15 protein-coding genes and 1 pseudogene are annotated in these 16,396 nt (G+C 63.4%); 6 read left to right on the top strand and 10 right to left on the bottom strand.

Annotated features, from left to right (window positions below; translation table 11 throughout):
- Nucleotides 1–20 precede the first annotated feature (20 nt).
- Nucleotides 21–1,304, top strand: a complete 1,284-nt coding sequence (locus QME24_RS01780; protein WP_029885760.1) for an arsenic transporter — start codon at nt 21–23, stop codon at nt 1,302–1,304.
- 28 nt (nt 1,305–1,332) lie between these two features.
- Complete coding sequence (locus QME24_RS01775) at nt 1,333–1,803, top strand: arsenate reductase ArsC (protein WP_054903963.1); 471 nt, start codon at nt 1,333–1,335, stop codon at nt 1,801–1,803.
- A gap of 52 nt (nt 1,804–1,855) precedes the next feature.
- Here QME24_RS01775 and QME24_RS01770 read toward each other — a convergent pair.
- The 3 genes and pseudogenes from QME24_RS01770 to QME24_RS01760 all read right to left on the bottom strand — a co-directional run.
- Nucleotides 1,856–2,026: pseudogene (locus tag QME24_RS01770) on the bottom strand (carboxymuconolactone decarboxylase family protein); the annotation flags it as partial.
- Nucleotides 2,027–2,701, bottom strand: a complete 675-nt coding sequence (locus QME24_RS01765) for an NAD(P)H-dependent oxidoreductase (RefSeq protein ID WP_154211011.1) — start codon at nt 2,699–2,701, stop codon at nt 2,027–2,029.
- A 31-nt stretch (nt 2,702–2,732) separates the two neighbouring features.
- Nucleotides 2,733–3,215 (bottom strand): GNAT family N-acetyltransferase, encoded by a 483-nt coding sequence (locus tag QME24_RS01760; protein WP_280091316.1) that lies wholly within the window; start codon nt 3,213–3,215, stop codon nt 2,733–2,735.
- 91 nt (nt 3,216–3,306) lie between these two features.
- On the opposite strand from QME24_RS01760, the gene QME24_RS01755 reads away from it, so the two are divergent.
- Entirely contained in the window at nt 3,307–4,797 is a 1,491-nt protein-coding gene (locus tag QME24_RS01755) for a PLP-dependent aminotransferase family protein (protein ID WP_281690737.1), read from the top strand.
- Nucleotides 4,798–4,852: 55 nt separating this feature from the next.
- Here the strand turns inward: QME24_RS01755 and QME24_RS01750 are convergent, their stop codons facing one another.
- From QME24_RS01750 to QME24_RS01735, 4 genes are all read right to left on the bottom strand, one after another.
- Nucleotides 4,853–5,329, bottom strand: a complete 477-nt coding sequence (locus QME24_RS01750) for a nuclear transport factor 2 family protein (RefSeq protein ID WP_054904038.1) — start codon at nt 5,327–5,329, stop codon at nt 4,853–4,855.
- A 60-nt stretch (nt 5,330–5,389) separates the two neighbouring features.
- Complete coding sequence (locus tag QME24_RS01745) at nt 5,390–5,959, bottom strand: TetR family transcriptional regulator (protein ID WP_280091315.1); 570 nt, start codon at nt 5,957–5,959, stop codon at nt 5,390–5,392.
- A 122-nt stretch (nt 5,960–6,081) separates the two neighbouring features.
- Nucleotides 6,082–7,293 carry a chromate efflux transporter gene (gene chrA, locus QME24_RS01740; RefSeq protein ID WP_280091323.1) on the bottom strand — a complete coding sequence of 404 codons (1,212 nt, stop codon included), beginning with the start codon at nt 7,291–7,293 and terminating at the stop codon, nt 6,082–6,084.
- Between the two features lie 159 nt (nt 7,294–7,452).
- Complete coding sequence (locus tag QME24_RS01735) at nt 7,453–8,835, bottom strand: PLP-dependent aminotransferase family protein (protein WP_232892135.1); 1,383 nt, start codon at nt 8,833–8,835, stop codon at nt 7,453–7,455.
- 122 nt (nt 8,836–8,957) lie between these two features.
- Here QME24_RS01735 and QME24_RS01730 point away from each other — a divergent pair, with 122 nt between their 5' ends.
- Entirely contained in the window at nt 8,958–9,827 is an 870-nt protein-coding gene (locus QME24_RS01730) for a DMT family transporter (RefSeq protein WP_054904037.1), read from the top strand.
- Between the two features lie 10 nt (nt 9,828–9,837).
- Here the strand turns inward: QME24_RS01730 and QME24_RS01725 are convergent, their stop codons facing one another.
- The gene (locus QME24_RS01725) at nt 9,838–10,731 is read right to left on the bottom strand and encodes a LysR substrate-binding domain-containing protein (protein WP_054903957.1); all 894 of its coding nucleotides are present in this window, start codon (nt 10,729–10,731) and stop codon (nt 9,838–9,840) included.
- A gap of 129 nt (nt 10,732–10,860) precedes the next feature.
- Nucleotides 10,861–11,727, bottom strand: coding sequence for a 4-hydroxy-tetrahydrodipicolinate synthase (gene dapA / locus QME24_RS01720; RefSeq protein ID WP_054903956.1), 867 nt, complete (start codon nt 11,725–11,727; stop codon nt 10,861–10,863).
- Between the two features lie 392 nt (nt 11,728–12,119).
- On the opposite strand from dapA, the gene QME24_RS01715 reads away from it, so the two are divergent.
- Nucleotides 12,120–13,970, top strand: a complete 1,851-nt coding sequence (locus QME24_RS01715; RefSeq protein WP_054903955.1) for an ABC transporter ATP-binding protein — start codon at nt 12,120–12,122, stop codon at nt 13,968–13,970.
- Nucleotides 13,971–13,994: 24 nt separating this feature from the next.
- On the opposite strand, the gene QME24_RS01710 is transcribed toward QME24_RS01715, so the two are convergent.
- On the bottom strand, nt 13,995–14,759 hold the full coding sequence (locus QME24_RS01710; RefSeq protein ID WP_054904036.1) for an IclR family transcriptional regulator C-terminal domain-containing protein: 765 nt from the start codon (nt 14,757–14,759) through the stop codon (nt 13,995–13,997).
- Here QME24_RS01710 and QME24_RS01705 point away from each other — a divergent pair.
- Nucleotides 14,668–16,389 (top strand): FAD-dependent oxidoreductase, encoded by a 1,722-nt coding sequence (locus QME24_RS01705; protein WP_054904035.1) that lies wholly within the window; start codon nt 14,668–14,670, stop codon nt 16,387–16,389. The two genes, QME24_RS01710 and QME24_RS01705, sit on opposite strands and share 92 nt — an antisense overlap.
- The last annotated feature ends 7 nt before the right edge of the window (nt 16,390–16,396 follow it).

Genomic DNA, 16,396 nt, shown 5'->3' with positions numbered 1-16,396 from the left:
CAACAACGAGAAAGAACCCTATGCTGGTCGCCATTGCAGTCTTCGTTTTCACCCTTACCCTGGTCATCTGGCAGCCCAAAGGGCTTGGCGTTGGCTGGAGCGCCGCGCTCGGCGCGGTCATCGCCCTTGCCACAGGTGCCGTTTCGCTGCACGACATCCCGGCGGTCTGGGGCATCGTCTGGAACGCCACGTTCACGTTCATCGCCGTCATCATCATCAGCCTGCTGCTCGACGAAGCCGGGTTTTTCGAATGGGCAGCCCTGCATGTGGCGCGCTGGGCAAATGGCAGCGGCTACCGCCTGTTCGCCTTTTGCGTACTCCTCGGTGCTGCCGTGTCGGCATTGTTCGCCAACGACGGTGCGGCGCTGATCCTCACCCCCATCGTAATGTCGATGCTGCTGGCACTGCGTTTCTCGCCGGCTGCGACGCTGGCTTTCGTCATGGCCGCCGGCTTTATCGCCGATACCGCCAGCCTGCCGCTGGTTGTCTCCAACCTGGTGAACATCGTTTCGGCCGATTACTTCGGGTTGGGCTTCGCCGAGTACGCTTCGGTGATGGTGCCGGTGAACCTGGCCAGCGTCGCCGCGACGCTGGTGGTACTGTCGCTGTACTTTCGCCGTGACATACCGCAGCACTACACCGTTGCAGCCCTCAAAACGCCCGGCGAAGCGATCCACGACCGTGCCACCTTCACGGTCGGGGGTTGGGTGTTGCTGGCGTTGCTGGTGGGCCTGTTCGCCCTTGAGCCACTGGGTATCCCGATCAGTGCAGTGGCAGCCGTGTGTGCCGCCCTACTGTTCGCGGTCGCCGCGCGCGGGCAGCGCATTGCGACCCGCCGCGTGCTGCGCGAGGCCCCCTGGCAGGTGGTGATTTTCTCGCTCGGCATGTACCTGGTGGTCTACGGGCTGAAAAATGCCGGCCTGACCGACATGCTCACCCAACTGCTCGACCGCCTGGCTCAACAAGGGCTGTGGAGTGCCACCCTGGGCACCGGGTTGATCGCAGCGTTGCTGTCTTCGGTCATGAACAACATGCCCAGCGTGCTGGTCGGCGCGTTGTCGATCCAGGCCAGCGAAGCGCAAGGCCTGGTGCGCGAGGCGATGATCTACGCCAATGTGATTGGCTGCGACCTGGGCCCGAAAATTACCCCTATCGGCAGCCTGGCAACACTGCTCTGGCTGCATGTGCTGGCGCGCAAAGGCGTGCGGATAACCTGGGGTTACTACTTCAAGGTCGGCATTTTGCTGACCCTGCCCGTGCTGTTGATCACCCTTTCGGCTTTGGCACTGCGCCTTAGCCTCTGATAGTCCGCCAGCAAGCGGAGGAGCCCCTATGCGAGTTCTGTTCATGTGCACGGCCAACAGCTGCCGCAGCATCCTTTCCGAGGCCGTGTTCAATCACCTGGCGCCTGACGGCTTTGAAGCCGTCAGTGCCGGCAGTTTTCCCAAGGGCCAGGTGTTGCCTCGCAGCCTGACCACCCTGCAGCAGGCCGGCATTTCGACCCAGGGCCTGAGCAGCAAGGGTAACGAGGCATTCGAGGGGTGCCCGCCCGACATCGTGGTCACCGTGTGCGACAAGGCCGCCGGCGAAGCCTGCCCGGTGTACTTCGGCACGGCACTGAAGGCGCACTGGGGCCTGGAGGACCCGTCCGATGTAGAGGGCGATGCAGCGACCGTCGACGCGGCTTTCCACGCCACGTTGGCGCGGATAACAGCCCGTTGCGAAGCATTCTTCGCCCTGCCCTTCGACACGCTGCAACGCGATCAGCTGCAGCAAGCGCTGGCTCGCATCGGTACGCTTTAAGCATCACGGGCAGGAGGTCGCCGCTACAGGCCTGAACCCCTGCCACCAACCCTCACGCTTTTGCGGCCGGTCGCAAGCGGAAGCTGACACCCATGCGGTTGAACGCGTTCATCGCGGCAATGGCCGCGGTGAGCTCGACCAAATCTTTTTCTGTGAACGCGGCCGACGCGGCGGCGTAGGCATCGTCCGATACGTGCGTCTCACTGACCCGGGTCACTTCCTCTCATGCGTGTTGCCCCTGCGGTAGCGGCTTGGAAGACGCGGCGAAGAACCCTTGCACTTCAGCCTGTGCAGCAGCCCTGGCCGCTTGCAGAAACTCCGCCCCTCTGGCGGTGCCCTCGAGGGTGAAGTAATTGACCTGCTTTAGGCCAATCGTGGCAAGTACGGCGGACAGGTATGGCCGGAGAAAGTCGGGTTGGCGGGCATTCGGCCCGCTGATGTAGCCCCCGGAGGCTACAGCCACATAAACCGGCCGATCCACCACCGTGCCCACCTTGCCTGCCGCAGTGCTCAGGAACGTGATGCCGACCCGTACCACGTGATCGATCCAGGCCTTGAGCGGTGCTGGCACACTGTAGTTATGCATTGGCGTGGCAATCAGCAGCAGGTCGCAGGCCTGCAACTGGCCAATCAGTTCGTCGGAACGGTTCAATGTGCCGTCTTGCGCTACGGCTTCAGGCCCTCCTGGGTTGGCCAGGGCCTGGGCATACCCGGCGTCGACGGGCGCCAGGTCATTGAGGTCGAAATCGGTGACCTGGATACCGCGTCTGCCAGCCTGCACGGCCAAGCCGAGCAGAATGTGCTGGGACAGTTTGAAGCTTTCTGATGCCTGACCGTTCGGGCTGGCGATCAGGCGAAGAATGCGCAAAGGCGCCCTGGGCTGCTCTGACGACGTCATGAAGTTACCTCGTTGAGAGACGTGCTGCCGCTCAAGGCGCAGCGAACTGTTTTTGGAAGCGCGTGGCACTGTTGTGCAGGCCTTGACGGGAATAGAAGTGTTGGGCGCGGGTATTGGCCAACCCGGTATCGAGCACGAGGCGCGCACACCCCGTGGCCTGGGCCAACCGCTGCAAGGCAGCCAGCAATCGTGCGCCCCACTGCTGGCCACGCTGCGTTTCGGCGGTGACCAGGTCGTCCACATACAGGAACCGCCAGTAGACCAGGTTTTCCTGAAGGCGGTAACCTGCCAGCGCCACGAGTTGGCCTGAGTCGAAGCCCCCGAGCAGCCGATAGCCTTCAGCGCGCATACGCTGGACGCGGCCGATGAAGTCGGCCTCGCCAGCCAGGTGCGGGCGCAGTTGCTGCATGACCGGGAACGCGAGATGCAGGTCATTCTCGCCGTCCAGATAGCGCAGGTCCGAATCAGCCAGGTCAGGCTCACGCGGTACTGAGGGGGCCGGGGTGAACGTCATGGTGGCAAAGCTCGCTCGATGGGTGACGGGGCTATGATGAACCACGTTCAACCCATTTGAATGAGCCAAGAAAGGGTATATGAACTAGGCCATGATGACGTTTTCTTCTCCATCCTTCGCACCGCTCGATGAGCGCTCCGCCGCGCCGCTCTACCGGCAACTCTACAACCGTGTGCTCGCCGCGATAGCAGCAGGCACCTTGGCGCCGGGTGACCGCTTGCCGTCTGCGCGGGCCATGGCCAAGGAGCTGGGGGTGGCACGTGGCACCGTCGAGCTTGCCTATTCGTTGCTCACCAGTGAGGGCTACCTGCTGGGCCTGAAGCAGAAAGGCACCGTGGTCAACCCTGAGCTGCGCCCGCCCGCAGCCGCGGCGACAGCGCAGCCCCCGGCCAGTGATGGTCCCGAGGACCCGGACGCCCTGCGGCGCCCGCCACAGCTTTTTCCATTTCAAATGGGTTTGCCGGCGATGGATGCCTTCCCGCGCAAGATCTGGGCGCGCCTGGGTGCTCGCTACCTGCGCGGGATGCAGCCGGGTGACCTGGACTACCCGCCGCCCCTTGGGCTGCCAGCACTGCGCAGCGCGATTGCCTCGCACCTGCAGATGTCACGGGGCATCGCTTGCACGGCCCAGCAGGTGTTCATCACCAGCGGTTGGCGCAACAGCCTGTCGCTGGTAGCGCAGACGTTGTTGCGCAACGGCGAGCGTGCCTGGGTTGAAGACCCGGGTTATCCCGTCACGCGCCAGGTACTGCACCAATTCGGGCTTGAACTGGAGGGGGTGGCAGTGGATGCCGAGGGCATGAATGTCGAGCAGGCTATCGCCAACGCCAGGGCAGCGCAGGTCGCCATGGTCACACCGGGCCATCAGAGCCCCCTGTCCATGGCCTTGTCGCTGCCGCGACGGCAACTGCTGCTGGACTGGGCCGCCAGCACCGGGGCCTGGATCGTGGAGGACGACTACGACAGCGAGTACCGCTATGTCAGCCGCCCGCTCCCGCCGCTTGCCAGCCTGGATCGCAATGGGCGGGTGCTGTATGCGGGCACCTTCAGCAAAGTGCTGTTCCCCGGTATCCGCCTGGCCTACCTGGTGGTGCCCCTGGCTCAGGTTGCAGCGTTCGAGCGGGTCGCCCACGCACTGTTTTCCGGCGGTTCACCCTCGATGACCCAGGCCCTGGTGGCGCAGTTCATTGCCGAGGGCCATTTCACCCGTCATATCCAACGTATGCGCCGGCTCTACAACGAACGCCGGGCCTTGACCGTCGGCGCACTGGAGCGGAGCTTGCCCAAAGGTTGGCATGTCGAGCGGTCTCCAGGCGGCATGCATTTGCTGCTGCGCCTGCCGCAGGGGGTAAGTGACACCCTCCTGGCGGAGCAATTGCTCGCCAAGGGGATCGCGGTACAGGCCCTGTCGCGCTGGCATCTGGCGCTTCCCCGCCGTTCAGGGCTGCTGCTGAGCTTCACCAATTGCGCCAGCGCTGCCCAGGCTGAGCAGCTCGGCGCATTGATCAGCGAGAAGCTAAGCCACTCGCCGCGGCCCCTCGCACCGGCTGCAAATCTTCTGGCAAATAACCGTGAGCCCTGATGCGTTCTGTGGGCAGGGCTAGCTCGCTAACGAAGACGCTCAGGCGGAAGATCACTTACAGCCCGAGCTCGCTCAGCCCAGGGTGGTCATCCGGGCGGCGGCCCAATGGCCAGTGGAACTTGCGCTCGCTTTCCTTGATAGGCATATCGTTAACGCAGGCGAAGCGACGGTGCATCAGGCCATCCGCTTCGAATTCCCAGTTCTCGTTACCATAGGAGCGGAACCAGTTACCGGAATCATCATGCCACTCGTAGGCGTAACGCACGGCGATGCGGTTATCGGTAAACGCCCAGAGCTCTTTGATCAGGCGGTAATCCAGCTCTTTTTTCCACTTGCGGGTCAGGAAACCTTTCGCTTCTTCGCGGTTGGTGGCGAACTCAACGCGGTTACGCCATTGGGTATCCAGCGTATAGGCCTGCGAGACTTTCTCCGCGTCACGGCTGTTCCAGCCATCTTCAGCGAGTCGAACTTTCTCGATGGCTGTTTCACGGGTAAAAGGTGGAAGTGGCGGGCGAGCTTGGGCATTGGACATGATCATGTCTCCAGTCGAGTTGGGCAGCAAAGTGTGATTACAACTTCAGGCATTCAAACGTCAGGGCGCAAACTCTTTCAGCAAAAGTTGCGCAACTTCCATGGCATCATCAGCAGCGTGATAATCCCCCATGACACGCGCCGTGGTGATCGCGCCCTCGATCAGGACAAACAACTGCCGGGCCAAGACCAACGGTTGCCGAACATTCAATTGCTCAGCCAGTTCAAACGTGTAGTCCAGGAGTTTCTGCTTGTGCAACTTAGCGATCTGGCGGATGGGGTCTTCAGGGTCCCCGACCTCGCCTGCCGTGTTGATGAATGCACAACCGCGAAAACCATCCGACTCGAACCAGCCTTTCAACACAGTGAACATGTTCAGTATGCGAGCGTATGGCGTGGCTGCTTTATCGCATTCAGTCCTGAACCACTGCATCCAGCGTACGTCGCGGGCACCCAAGGCCGCAGCGGCAATATCATCTTTGGTGGCGAAGTGGTTGTAGATGCCCTTTCTCGACACGCCCGAAGTTTTCACCAGTAAATCCATGCCCGTTGCATGAATCCCGTTTTCGTAGATGAGTTTCTCGGCGGTCGCCAAGATCTGGTCTCTGTGATCTATCGTTGGTCTGCTCATGGGGCCAATGTAGAACGATCGTTCTCTACGGTCAAGCACCTTTCGGTGATTTATGTTTTCAGGCCAGCGGGGCAGTGACGCAACGCTCCGGGCAATCCCCCCGCGATTGCAGACATCAGCAATCAGCCTGTCAGGGCGATATCCAACAGCCAGCCCAGGCCACCGCTGCCGAGTACAACCAGCCACGGCGGCAATTTCCAGAACATCAAGGCAACCAGCGCCACAAGGGCCAGGCCGACGTCATGTGGGGCGCGAATCGCGCTCGTCCATACGGGCTGATACAAGGCGGCAAGCAATAGCCCTACCACTGCCGCATTGATGCCCAGCAGTGCCGCTTGGGTGCCGCTGTTGCGCAACAGCCGCTGCCAGAACGGCAAGACACCCACAACGAGCAGGAACGCAGGCGCGAAAATCGCCACCAGGCAGCTCAGGCCCCCCACCCAGCCGCTGGGCGCCTGGTTCATCGAGGCGCCAAGGTAGGCTGCGAAGGTGAAAAGCGGCCCTGGGACGGCTTGAGCCACGCCATAGCCAGCCAGGAATGCGTCTTTGTCGACCCACCCAGATGGCACGACTTGCGCCTCCAATAGCGGTAGCACCACATGCCCGCCACCGAAGACCAGCGAGCCCGAACGGTAGAAAGCGTCCAGCATCGACAGCATCTGACCGGGGAACAACGTTGCCAGGAGCGGCAGGCCCAGCAGCAAGGTCAAGAACAAGGCGAGCCAGCATAAGCCTGCACGACGGCGAATGCTGATGGGCAGTGAATCATGGCATGCCCCTGGCTGGGGCTTGAACAGCAATAGACCGATGAGTGCGGCAACGCCAATGACGCCCACTTGCCCTAAAGCGGACGGCAGCAGCAGCACGAAACAAGTGGCTGCCGCCATGATGGCCATACGCGGTGCATCGGTGCACGCATTACGCGCCATACCCCATACCGCCTGTGCGACTACCGCCACCGCCACCACCTTCAAACCGTGCAACACGCCAGTGGGCACCGCATCGCCATAGCTGGCCAGGCCCTGAGCGAAGAGGATCAAGGCAATCGCCGACGGTAGGGTGAAGCCCATCCAGGCAACCAGTGCACCGCCATAGCCCAAGCGGCCCAGCCCAAGCGCGATGCCGACCTGACTGCTTGCAGGCCCGGGCAGAAACTGGCAAAGGGCGACCAAATCCGCATAACTGCGCTCGCTTAGCCATTGTCGACGCACAACGAATTCATCCCGGAAATAAGCCAAGTGTGCGACGGGGCCGCCAAACGAAGTCAGGCCCAATCGCAAAAAAATCAGGAAAACAGCCCAGTGGCTACGGTCGGCCTGAAGGGTATCGCTCATATTCGTTTGATCCATGACTGGCGATTGCGCCAAACGATAATCCAAAATCCGAACGCCACAGCATGAACCTGGCATTGCGACCTGATGAAGCAGATGCCACTGAACCTTACGGGTCACCGCCCGGCCGGGCAACGGGGATGGCGCCGGGCCCTAGACCTCTCAACCGCGCAACGCCCGCGCCAACACGTCCCAGATTCTGTCATCTGCACATTGGGCCACGTTGAAACGCAGGAAATCACCGGCAGTACCGGCTTGGCTGAATGCATTGCCAGGGGCCAGCACCACGCCTTCGCTCAAGCAGGCCTTGGCCAGCGTGGCGGCATCTTTACCGTGGGGCAACTGGCACCACACGTACATGCCTGCCTGGGGCGTTATCCAAGGCTCGATGCCCAGGGCGCGCAGCCTGGCGACCGTTGTGGTCATTGCCTGGGCCAGGCGTTGGCGAACACCCTCCATGTGTTTGCGGTAGCCACTGTCGGTAATGGCCTGGTAAATGATGTCTGCACCGAGGCGGCCACCGCCGAAGGTGGTGGCAATCTTCAGATCGACCAGGCTCTCGATCCATTCACCACGCGCAGCAATGTAGCCGCAGCGAATGGAGGCGGAGATGGTCTTGGAAAAGCTGCCGATCTGGATGACCCGCGAAAGCCCGTCGAAGGCCGCCAGGCGAGGCGCCGGTGTGGCCTCGAAATCCGCGAAAATCTCGTCTTCCACGATCACCAGGCTGGAGCTGTCGGCCAACTTCAGCAGCCGGTGTGCCGTGACCGGCGACAGGCTGGCGCCGGTCGGGTTGTGAATCCCGGCATTGGTTATGTACAACCGTGGCGCATGCTCACGCAAGGCAGCACCGAACGCCTCGATGTCCGGGCCTGCCGGCGTGTAGGGCACACTGACGATGTTCACCCTGTGTGCCTTGAGCAGGGCGTGGAAATTGAAATAGCACGGGTCGTCGACCAGCACCGTGTCACCCGGCTGCAGCAGAAAGCGGCAAATCAGGTCAATGGCATGGGTGCCGGACTCGGTGAGCATGATGTGGTCTGCCGGGGCTTCGATCCCGGTCCCCGCCAAACGCCGCGACAAGAACTGCCTGAGCGGCGGATGCCCAAGCGGTGAGGCGTAGTCGGTCAGCTTCACGGTGTCGGAACGCGCCAGGGTGCGCAACGCTTTGCGCATGCCCGCCTCGTACATCCAGGCGGCAGGCAGCCAGCCACACCCCGGTTTCATCGCGTCGCTGGCAGTTTCCAAGGACTGGCGCGAGATCCACAACGGGTCCACTTCCCGGTCGAGCCTGGGCGCCAGTTCGGTCAGCACCAATGGCGCGACCGGCCCGGCGACGTAAAAGCCAGAGCCCGGGCGGGAATTGAGCAGCCCCTCGGCCATCAAGCGTTCATAGGCTTCCAGCACGGTAGACACCGACACCTGCAGGGCCCGCGCCATGGCCCGCACCGAGGGTATTCTGGCACCAGGGGTATAGGTTCGCGAGGCTATCCGCGATTTGATTTCGCCCATCACCGCATCAATCCGCGTTCCGTTCCGGCTCATCACACCCTCGACTGTACTGGTTTCATAGGCATAACAGTTCGGTTCAACTGTACTGGATTGTACATGGCCTTCCTCGTGTTGTCGGTGCTGTACTGGGGCCTGAATGAACGAAGGGTATGGCCATGGAAAAAACAACAAGCGGGTGGATCAACGGGTTTATCGGCGTCGCCATCTTTGCTGGCTCGTTACCGGCAACGCGGGTGGCTGTGGCAGCTTTCGAGCCCACCTTCCTGACCTGCGCCAGGGCGTCCATCGCCGGCCTGCTGGGTGCGCTCGTACTGATCTTGCTGAGGCAGCCTCGCCCGCAACGTGCTGACTTGCTGCCGTTGGCCGTGACCGCACTGGGCGTGGTGATCGGGTTTCCGCTACTCACGGCATTGGCCCTGCAGCACATCAGTTCTGCCCACTCCATCGTGTTCGTGGGGCTTTTACCCCTGTGCACCGCCGGGTTTGCCGTACTGCGTGGCGGGGAGCGGCCGCGGCCGTTGTTCTGGCTGTTCTCGTTTGCAGGTGCCGGGCTGGTCGCAGGCTACGCATTGCTCAATGGCGCCGAAGCGTCGGCAAGCGGTGACCTGCTGATGTTGGCGGCGGTGCTGGTTTGCGGGTTGGGTTACGCCGAGGGCGCGCGCCTTTCCAGAAGGCTGGGGGGCTGGCAGGTGATCAGCTGGGCCTTGATCGTGGCGCTGCCGCTGATGCTGCTGCTGACCATCGCCAACCTGCCGACCGCGGATGTGTTGGCCAGGGCAGGCGCCCCTGCATGGTTCAGCTTTGGCTACGTGTCCCTGTTCAGCATGCTGATCGGCTTCGTGTTCTGGTACCGGGGGCTGGTGCAGGGTGGCATTGCGGCCGTGGGCCAACTGCAACTGCTGCAACCCTTCATGGGGCTTGGCCTGGCAGCCTTGTTGCTGCACGAACACGTCAGCTGGATGATGCTGGTGGTCACGCTGGGGGCGGTGATGTGTGTGGCCGGGGCAAGGAAGTACGCACACTAGCCGAACCGGCTCAGCGAGGGCCGGCCTGGTCCTTGAGCCATTGCAGCACGGTACCAAGCGCCTTGGGTTGCTGCAGCTTGCGTGGCCATACCAGGTAGAACGACTTGTCGAGCCGCAATTCATGGTCGAACACCTGCCTCAACCTGCCAGCGGCGATGTCCTCGTTGACGAAGGCCAGGCTGGCCAAGGCAATGCCCTGCCCGCTGAGGGCGGCGTCGATAGCCAGCGAGGTCTGGTTGAAGCGCAGATTCCGGGCGCTGGGTTGACCGTGCTGGGGGAACAACTCGGCCAGGAACCTGGGCCAGAAATCGTGGGCGTCGTGCAGCATGACGAACGCTTGCAATTGCGCGAAGCTAGTGGGCGCGTGGGCCCCCTTGAACAGGGCCGGGCTGGCTACCGCGACAATCCGCTGCTCCATCAACCGTTCACTGTTCAGCCCCGCGCCGACGTCCGGGTTGCCATAGCGCACGGCAACATCCACGCTGTCAGTGCCGAAGTGCGACAACCGATCGGTCGCCAACACCCGCAAATCGATGTCTGGGTGGAGCTGGGCAAACGCGCCGAGCCGGGGTATCAGCCATTTCGAGGCAAAGGTCGGGGTCACGCTGACCGTCAGGTGGGCAGCCTGTGGCCGGAGCAGGCGCGTCGCCTCATCGATCATGGCCAGGGCGTTGCGGATGCTGGCGCTGTAGCCCAGGCCCGCATCGGTCAGCGCCAGGCCGCGGGGCAGGCGCTCGAACAGGCGCAGGCCAAGGCTCGCCTCCAGCCCGCGTACCTGTTGCGCAACAGCGGCCTGGGTCACGCCCAGCTCCTCGGCCGCCAGCCGAAAGTTCAGGTGGCGGGCGACCACTTCAAAAACACGTAGCGCGTTAAGCGAGGGCAACGCTGGGAAACCGTCTGGCATGGCTGTGGCAAGGCTACCGGGTCGAGGGGGCGTGATGCCTTCTGACACAGCTCCAGGTCGAAAACCTGGACGCGGTGAAGGCGGATGGGGCCGATGCTACTCCCCGTGCCCCCGTGAAGATACCCTGGCTCAGGCGCCGAATGCGGCCAGCACCTCTTGCAGCTTGCCCCGGGTCGCCGCCGTGCACGCCTGCATAGGGGCGCGCACCTCATCGCCAATCAGGTTCTGCAGCATCAATGCCGCCTTGACCACAGCCGGGTTGGGCTCGGCAAAGGCCATTTTCAGCCATGGCAGCAGTTGGTAGAAAGTACCGCGTGCCGCCGCCCAGTCACCTGCGTCCACCTGGCGCAGCATGCGCACGTAAAGGTCCGCCCGCACATGCGCCGAAGCCGAAATGGCCCCCGCGCCCCCCAGGCACAGGTTGTTGAAGATCTGCAGGTCTTCACCGGCCAGCACCTGGGCGTTACCGTCCTGGATCAGCGCCAGGGTGGTTTCCAGGTCGCCACTGCAGTCCTTGACCGCAGCAATGCGCGGGTGGCGCACGATACGCAGCAGGGTTTCCTGCTCGATGCGTACGCCGGTACGGTAAGGTATGTCGTAGACGATCACCGGCACGCGGGCGGCATCGGCGACGGTGCGGAAGAAGGCTTCGATACCCGCTTGCGAAGGGCGGATATAGCACGGTGCGGGAACCAGCAGCCCGCCCAGCGGCCGCTGCTGGACCTGCGCCTGGAAGGCCAGCAGTTCATCCAGGTTGTAACCCGACAACCCCATCACCACCCTGCCCGGCTCCACCCAGCCCAGCACGGCATCCAGCACCGCCAGTTGCTCGGCCTTGGACAGCGCCGCAGCCTCACCCGTAGTACCGCACACCACAAAACCGGCCACGCCCTCTTCGAGCAAATGCTTCACCAGCTTTTCCAGCCCGGCGAAGTCGATTTCATTCGCGCGCATGGGCGTGACGAGGGCGATCCAGATACCACGGAAATTCGACATGCAAAAACTCCTGATGTTGACCGAAAGTCAGCGTCAGCAGGGCGAAGAGTGGAGGGAGTCGGGGCGGGGTTGCCTTGCGCCTTCTGTCTCGTCAGCCCACCTGACGAGACAGCGCGCCTCGGTCAGATGAGCGGCTGTTTCTTGGATTTCTTGGCAACGGCAACGCACGCACCAGCCTGGGCATTGAAGCCCGAAGCGAAGATGGCGTGGTTGGTCATGGACATGCTGGCAAGCCCGTTGCGTGGAGATGGCTGGATAATGGTAGGGGAAGCAGACACCTGTCAAGCCCGCCGGCTTGATCGAATGTGCGCCGCAGGTGTCTATTGGCAGGCGGATTGCGCCCAGTGCTGTATGGTTATCGGTTACGCCAAAGCAGATGCCCGGAGACAAGCATGCTTCGTATTTTTGAGCGCAGGCTCGACCCCTTCCCGCCCGACGAGGTGCCGCCGCCGCCCATGGGGCTGTTGCGCTTCATGTGGGCCTGTACGCGCGGCGCCCGTGGTTACATCCTGGTGCTGGCATTGCTCAGTGCCGGGGTATCGGTCTATGAGGCCTGGCTGTTCGCCTTCCTTGGCCAGGTAGTGGACCTGCTGGCCGCCTGGCAGGCGGGCAGCACCGTCAGCCCCGAGGAAAGCCGCGTGCTGTGGGGCATCGGTATCGTGCTGGTGGTCAGCGTCGGGCTGGTGGCCTTGCGCACCATGGTGCAGCACCAGGTGCTGGCAATCAATTTGCCGCTACGGTTGCGCTGGGACTTCCATCGGCTGATGCTGCGCCAGAGCTTGTCGTTCTTCTCCGACGAATTTTCTGGCCGGGTCACCACCAAGGTGATGCAGACAGCACTGGCAGTACGCGACGTGTTGTTCACCCTTATCGAGATCCTGCCCGGGATCGGCGTGTACTTCATCGCGATCATCGCCCTGGCCGGTGGTTTTGCCCTGAAACTGATGCTGCCCTTCATTGCCTGGGTGCTGTTGTTCGGCCTGGCCATGCTCTATTTCGTCCCCCGCCTGGGCAAGGTCGGGCAGGAACAGGCCAACGCCCGCTCGTCGATGACCGGGCGGGTTTCCGACGCCTACACCAACATCACCACGGTGAAACTGTTCTCACATTCAAACCGTGAAGCGCATTTCGCGCGTGCCGCCATGGAGGATTTCAAGCAGACCGGCTTTCGCCAGATGCGCCTGGTCAGCCTGTTCGAAATCGTCAACCAGGCGCTGGTCGTGGCCTTGATCATGGGCGCCGGCGGTTATGCACTGTGGCTGTGGCACCAGGGCCAGGTCGGCGCCGGTGCGGTAGCCGCGATCACTGCCATGGCCCTGCGGATCAACGGCATGTCGCACTGGATCATGTGGGAGATCACTTCGCTGTTCGAGAACATCGGTACCGTACAGGACGGCATGGGCACCCTGACCCGCGGCCCCAAGGTGCAGGATGCAGCGGATGCGACCACGCTGGTGAGCAAAGGTGGCGCGGTCAGTTTTGACCAGGTCAGTTTCAACTACAACGGCGAGCGCCAGGTGCTCAACGACTTGACCCTGCACATACGCCCCGGCGAGAAAGTCGGCCTGGTGGGGCGCTCGGGTGCCGGTAAGTCCACCTTGATCAACCTGTTGCTGCGCTTCTATGACGTGGACCAAGGTGAAATCCGCATCGACGGGCAGAACATTGCCAAGGTCACCCAGGACAGCCTGCGCAGTGCGATCGGCATGGTCACCCAGGACACCTCACTGCTGCACCGCTCGATTCGCGACAACATTGCCTATGGCCGCCCGGATGCGACCGACGCGCAGATCCGCGCCGCCGCCGCCAATGCCCAGGCCGATGGGTTCATCGACCAGCTCAGCGACCGCCAGGGCAACAGTGGTTACGACACGTTGGTGGGCGAGCGCGGCATCAAGCTGTCTGGGGGGCAGCGCCAGCGCATTGCCATTGCCCGGGTGATGTTGAAGAACGCGCCGATCCTGCTGCTGGACGAAGCCACCAGTGCGCTGGACTCGGAAGTGGAAGTGGCGATTCAGGAGAGCCTGGATGAAATGATGCAGGGCAAGACGGTCATCGCCATTGCCCACCGCTTGTCGACGATCGCGGCCATGGACCGGCTGATCGTGATGGATGAGGGCCGCATCATCGAGCAAGGCACCCATGCCGAACTGCTGGCCAAGCAAGGGACCTACGCCCGGCTGTGGCAGCACCAGAGTGGCGGCTTCCTGGGCGAAGACCAAGTTATGGCCGACGCCCTGTAGACCCGGCGGCCTGCGGTGCTGGGCTCAACCCAGCACCGGCCGCAACAATGCCTGGGCCTCGTACAGTGCCGGTAGATAGCGCAAGCGGATTTCATCCATGCTCAAGCGTGAGGCATGGGTGGTAATGGTCAGGGTCGCCTGCAACTGGCCGGCGCGGTCCAGCAACGGCACACCCAGCACGCGCATGCCGATTTCATATTCCTGGTCGACGATGCAGAACCCTTGCGCCTTCACCCGCTGCAACTCGGCCTGCAGCAGCACAGGGTCAGTCTGCGTATACGGCGTCAACGCCTGCAGCGCGTTACGCGCAAAGTATTCGGCCTGCGCGCCCTCCCCCAGCCAGGCCAGCCACACCCGCCCCCCGGCCGTGCAATACATCGGCACCCGCGAACCTGGCTGGATCGATAACGACGCCACATGGCTGTAGCGGCTGCGCACCAGGTGAATGATTTCGTCCCCATCGCGGGTGCCTACCGACACATGCTCCTGGGTATGCCGCGCCACCTGCTCGATGATCGGCCGCAGCATGCGCGGCAATTGCGCCGAGTCCACATAGGCCTGCCCAAGGCGCAAGGCCTTGGGCGTAAGCCAGTACTCACGGCTGTCGGTCTGGGCGAAACCCTCATGCACCAAGGTCAGCAGAAAACGCCGCGCAGCGCTGGGGGTGAGACCTGACAGGCGGGCGGCTTGCGGCACACTGAGGCGCGGCTGCTCGGCACTGAACACCTGCATCAGGGCAGGCCTGGCGGCCGCCGTGACTGCGGCACACCATGGCCAGCAGGTAATCATCGCCGAAAAGGCCACCCACCTGGGTGGCACCAGCGCCTGGTCGGGCGGCTGGCTGTGGATACCCCGCAACCCGCTGGCCGTTGCCGAGGGCATCGTCGAGACGGGCGACGCCCCGGAGCGCTACCTGCGCGCGCAAACCCATGTCAGTGAACTGGATGCACGCCAACGGGCGTTTCTGCACCACGGCCCGGAAATGGTGGCGTTTTTCCAGCGGCACACTGCCGTGCAGTTTCAAAGCGGCAGCCGCATGCCCGACATGCACGCAGGTGACGGCAGTGCGCACGGCGGCCGCTCGCTGTGCGCACTGCCCTACGACGGGCGCCGGCTGGGGCCTTGGCTGCGCAAGCTGCGCCCGCCGCTGGACATTCTCAGCCTGGCCGGCATGGGCATTGCCGGGGGCGCCGACATGGCCGCCTTCTTCAACGCCACCCGCTCGCCCAAGGCGGCCATGCATGTCGGCAGGCGGCTGCTGCGCCATGGCCGCGATCTGCTGCTGCACCGTCGCGGCCAGCAGCTGGTCAATGGCAACGCGCTGGTGGCACGCCTGCTGCGCAGTGCGCTCGATCTGGGCGTGACCGTGCTGACCGGCAAGGCGGCCACGCGCCTGCTGGGCTCAGGCCGGGTCGGCGGCGCACAGTTTGCCGACGGCGAGGTGATTCATGCGCGCCGTGGCGTGGTGCTGGCTTGCGGGGGCTTCCCGCATGATCGTCAGCGTATTGCGCAACTGGTGCCGCATGCGCCGCAAGGTCACCAGCATTATTCTGCCGCGCCCCGGGAAAACACCGGGGACGGCCTGCGCCTGGGCGAACAGGCCGGTGGCCAGGTACATAGCTGCGGTGCCCATGCCGGGGCTTGGGCACCCGTGTCGCAGGTGCCACGCCGCGATGGCAGTCATGGCCACTTTCCACACCTGGTCGACCGCGCCAAACCCGGTTTCATTGCGGTACGCAGCGATGGCCGGCGCTTCGCCAACGAGGCCGACTGCTACCACGACTTCATGAATGCATTGTTCGCCGCCACGCCGCAGGGCGAGCCGGCGCAGGCCTGGCTGATCTGCGACCATGCCGCGCAACGGCGCTATGGCATTGGCTGGGCCAAACCCTTTCCGTTCTCCACCCGCATCTACCAACGCTGTGGCTACTTGCACAAGGGCGACAGCCTGGCCCAACTGGCGCAGCGCTGTGGCATCGATGCGGCGCAGTTGCAGTGCACGGTGGCGGCGTTCAACCAGCATGCGGCCCAAGGCCTGGACCCCGTTTACGGCCGAGGCGCGTCAGCCTATAACCGCGCCCAAGGGGAACCGTTGCACGGGCCCAACCCCTCGCTACGGCCCCTGCTGAACGGGCCGTTCTACGCGGTCAAGCTGTTGCCCGGCAGCCTTGGAACGTTTGCCGGCCTGGCAACAGACGCGGCGGCCCGGGTGCTGAACGAGCAGGCGCAGCCTATTCCCGGGCTGTATGCGGTGGGCAACGATATGCACAGCGTGATGGGCGGGCACTACCCGAGCGGCGGTATTACCCTGGGGCCGGGCATGACCTTTGGCTATATCGCTGGCAAGGCGTTGAGCAGTTCCGGGGCGGGTTTGCCCGACATGCTGCATGCCTTGCCAGCGCCATTCAGCGCTGTCTAAAGCCGCT

The sequence above is a fragment of the Pseudomonas sp. PARCl1 genome, from assembly GCF_947311875.1.
Taxonomy (GTDB): domain Bacteria; phylum Pseudomonadota; class Gammaproteobacteria; order Pseudomonadales; family Pseudomonadaceae; genus Aquipseudomonas; species Aquipseudomonas juntendi.
Note: the sequence above shows the minus strand (reverse complement) of the source record. Positions and strands in the feature narration are given on the sequence as shown.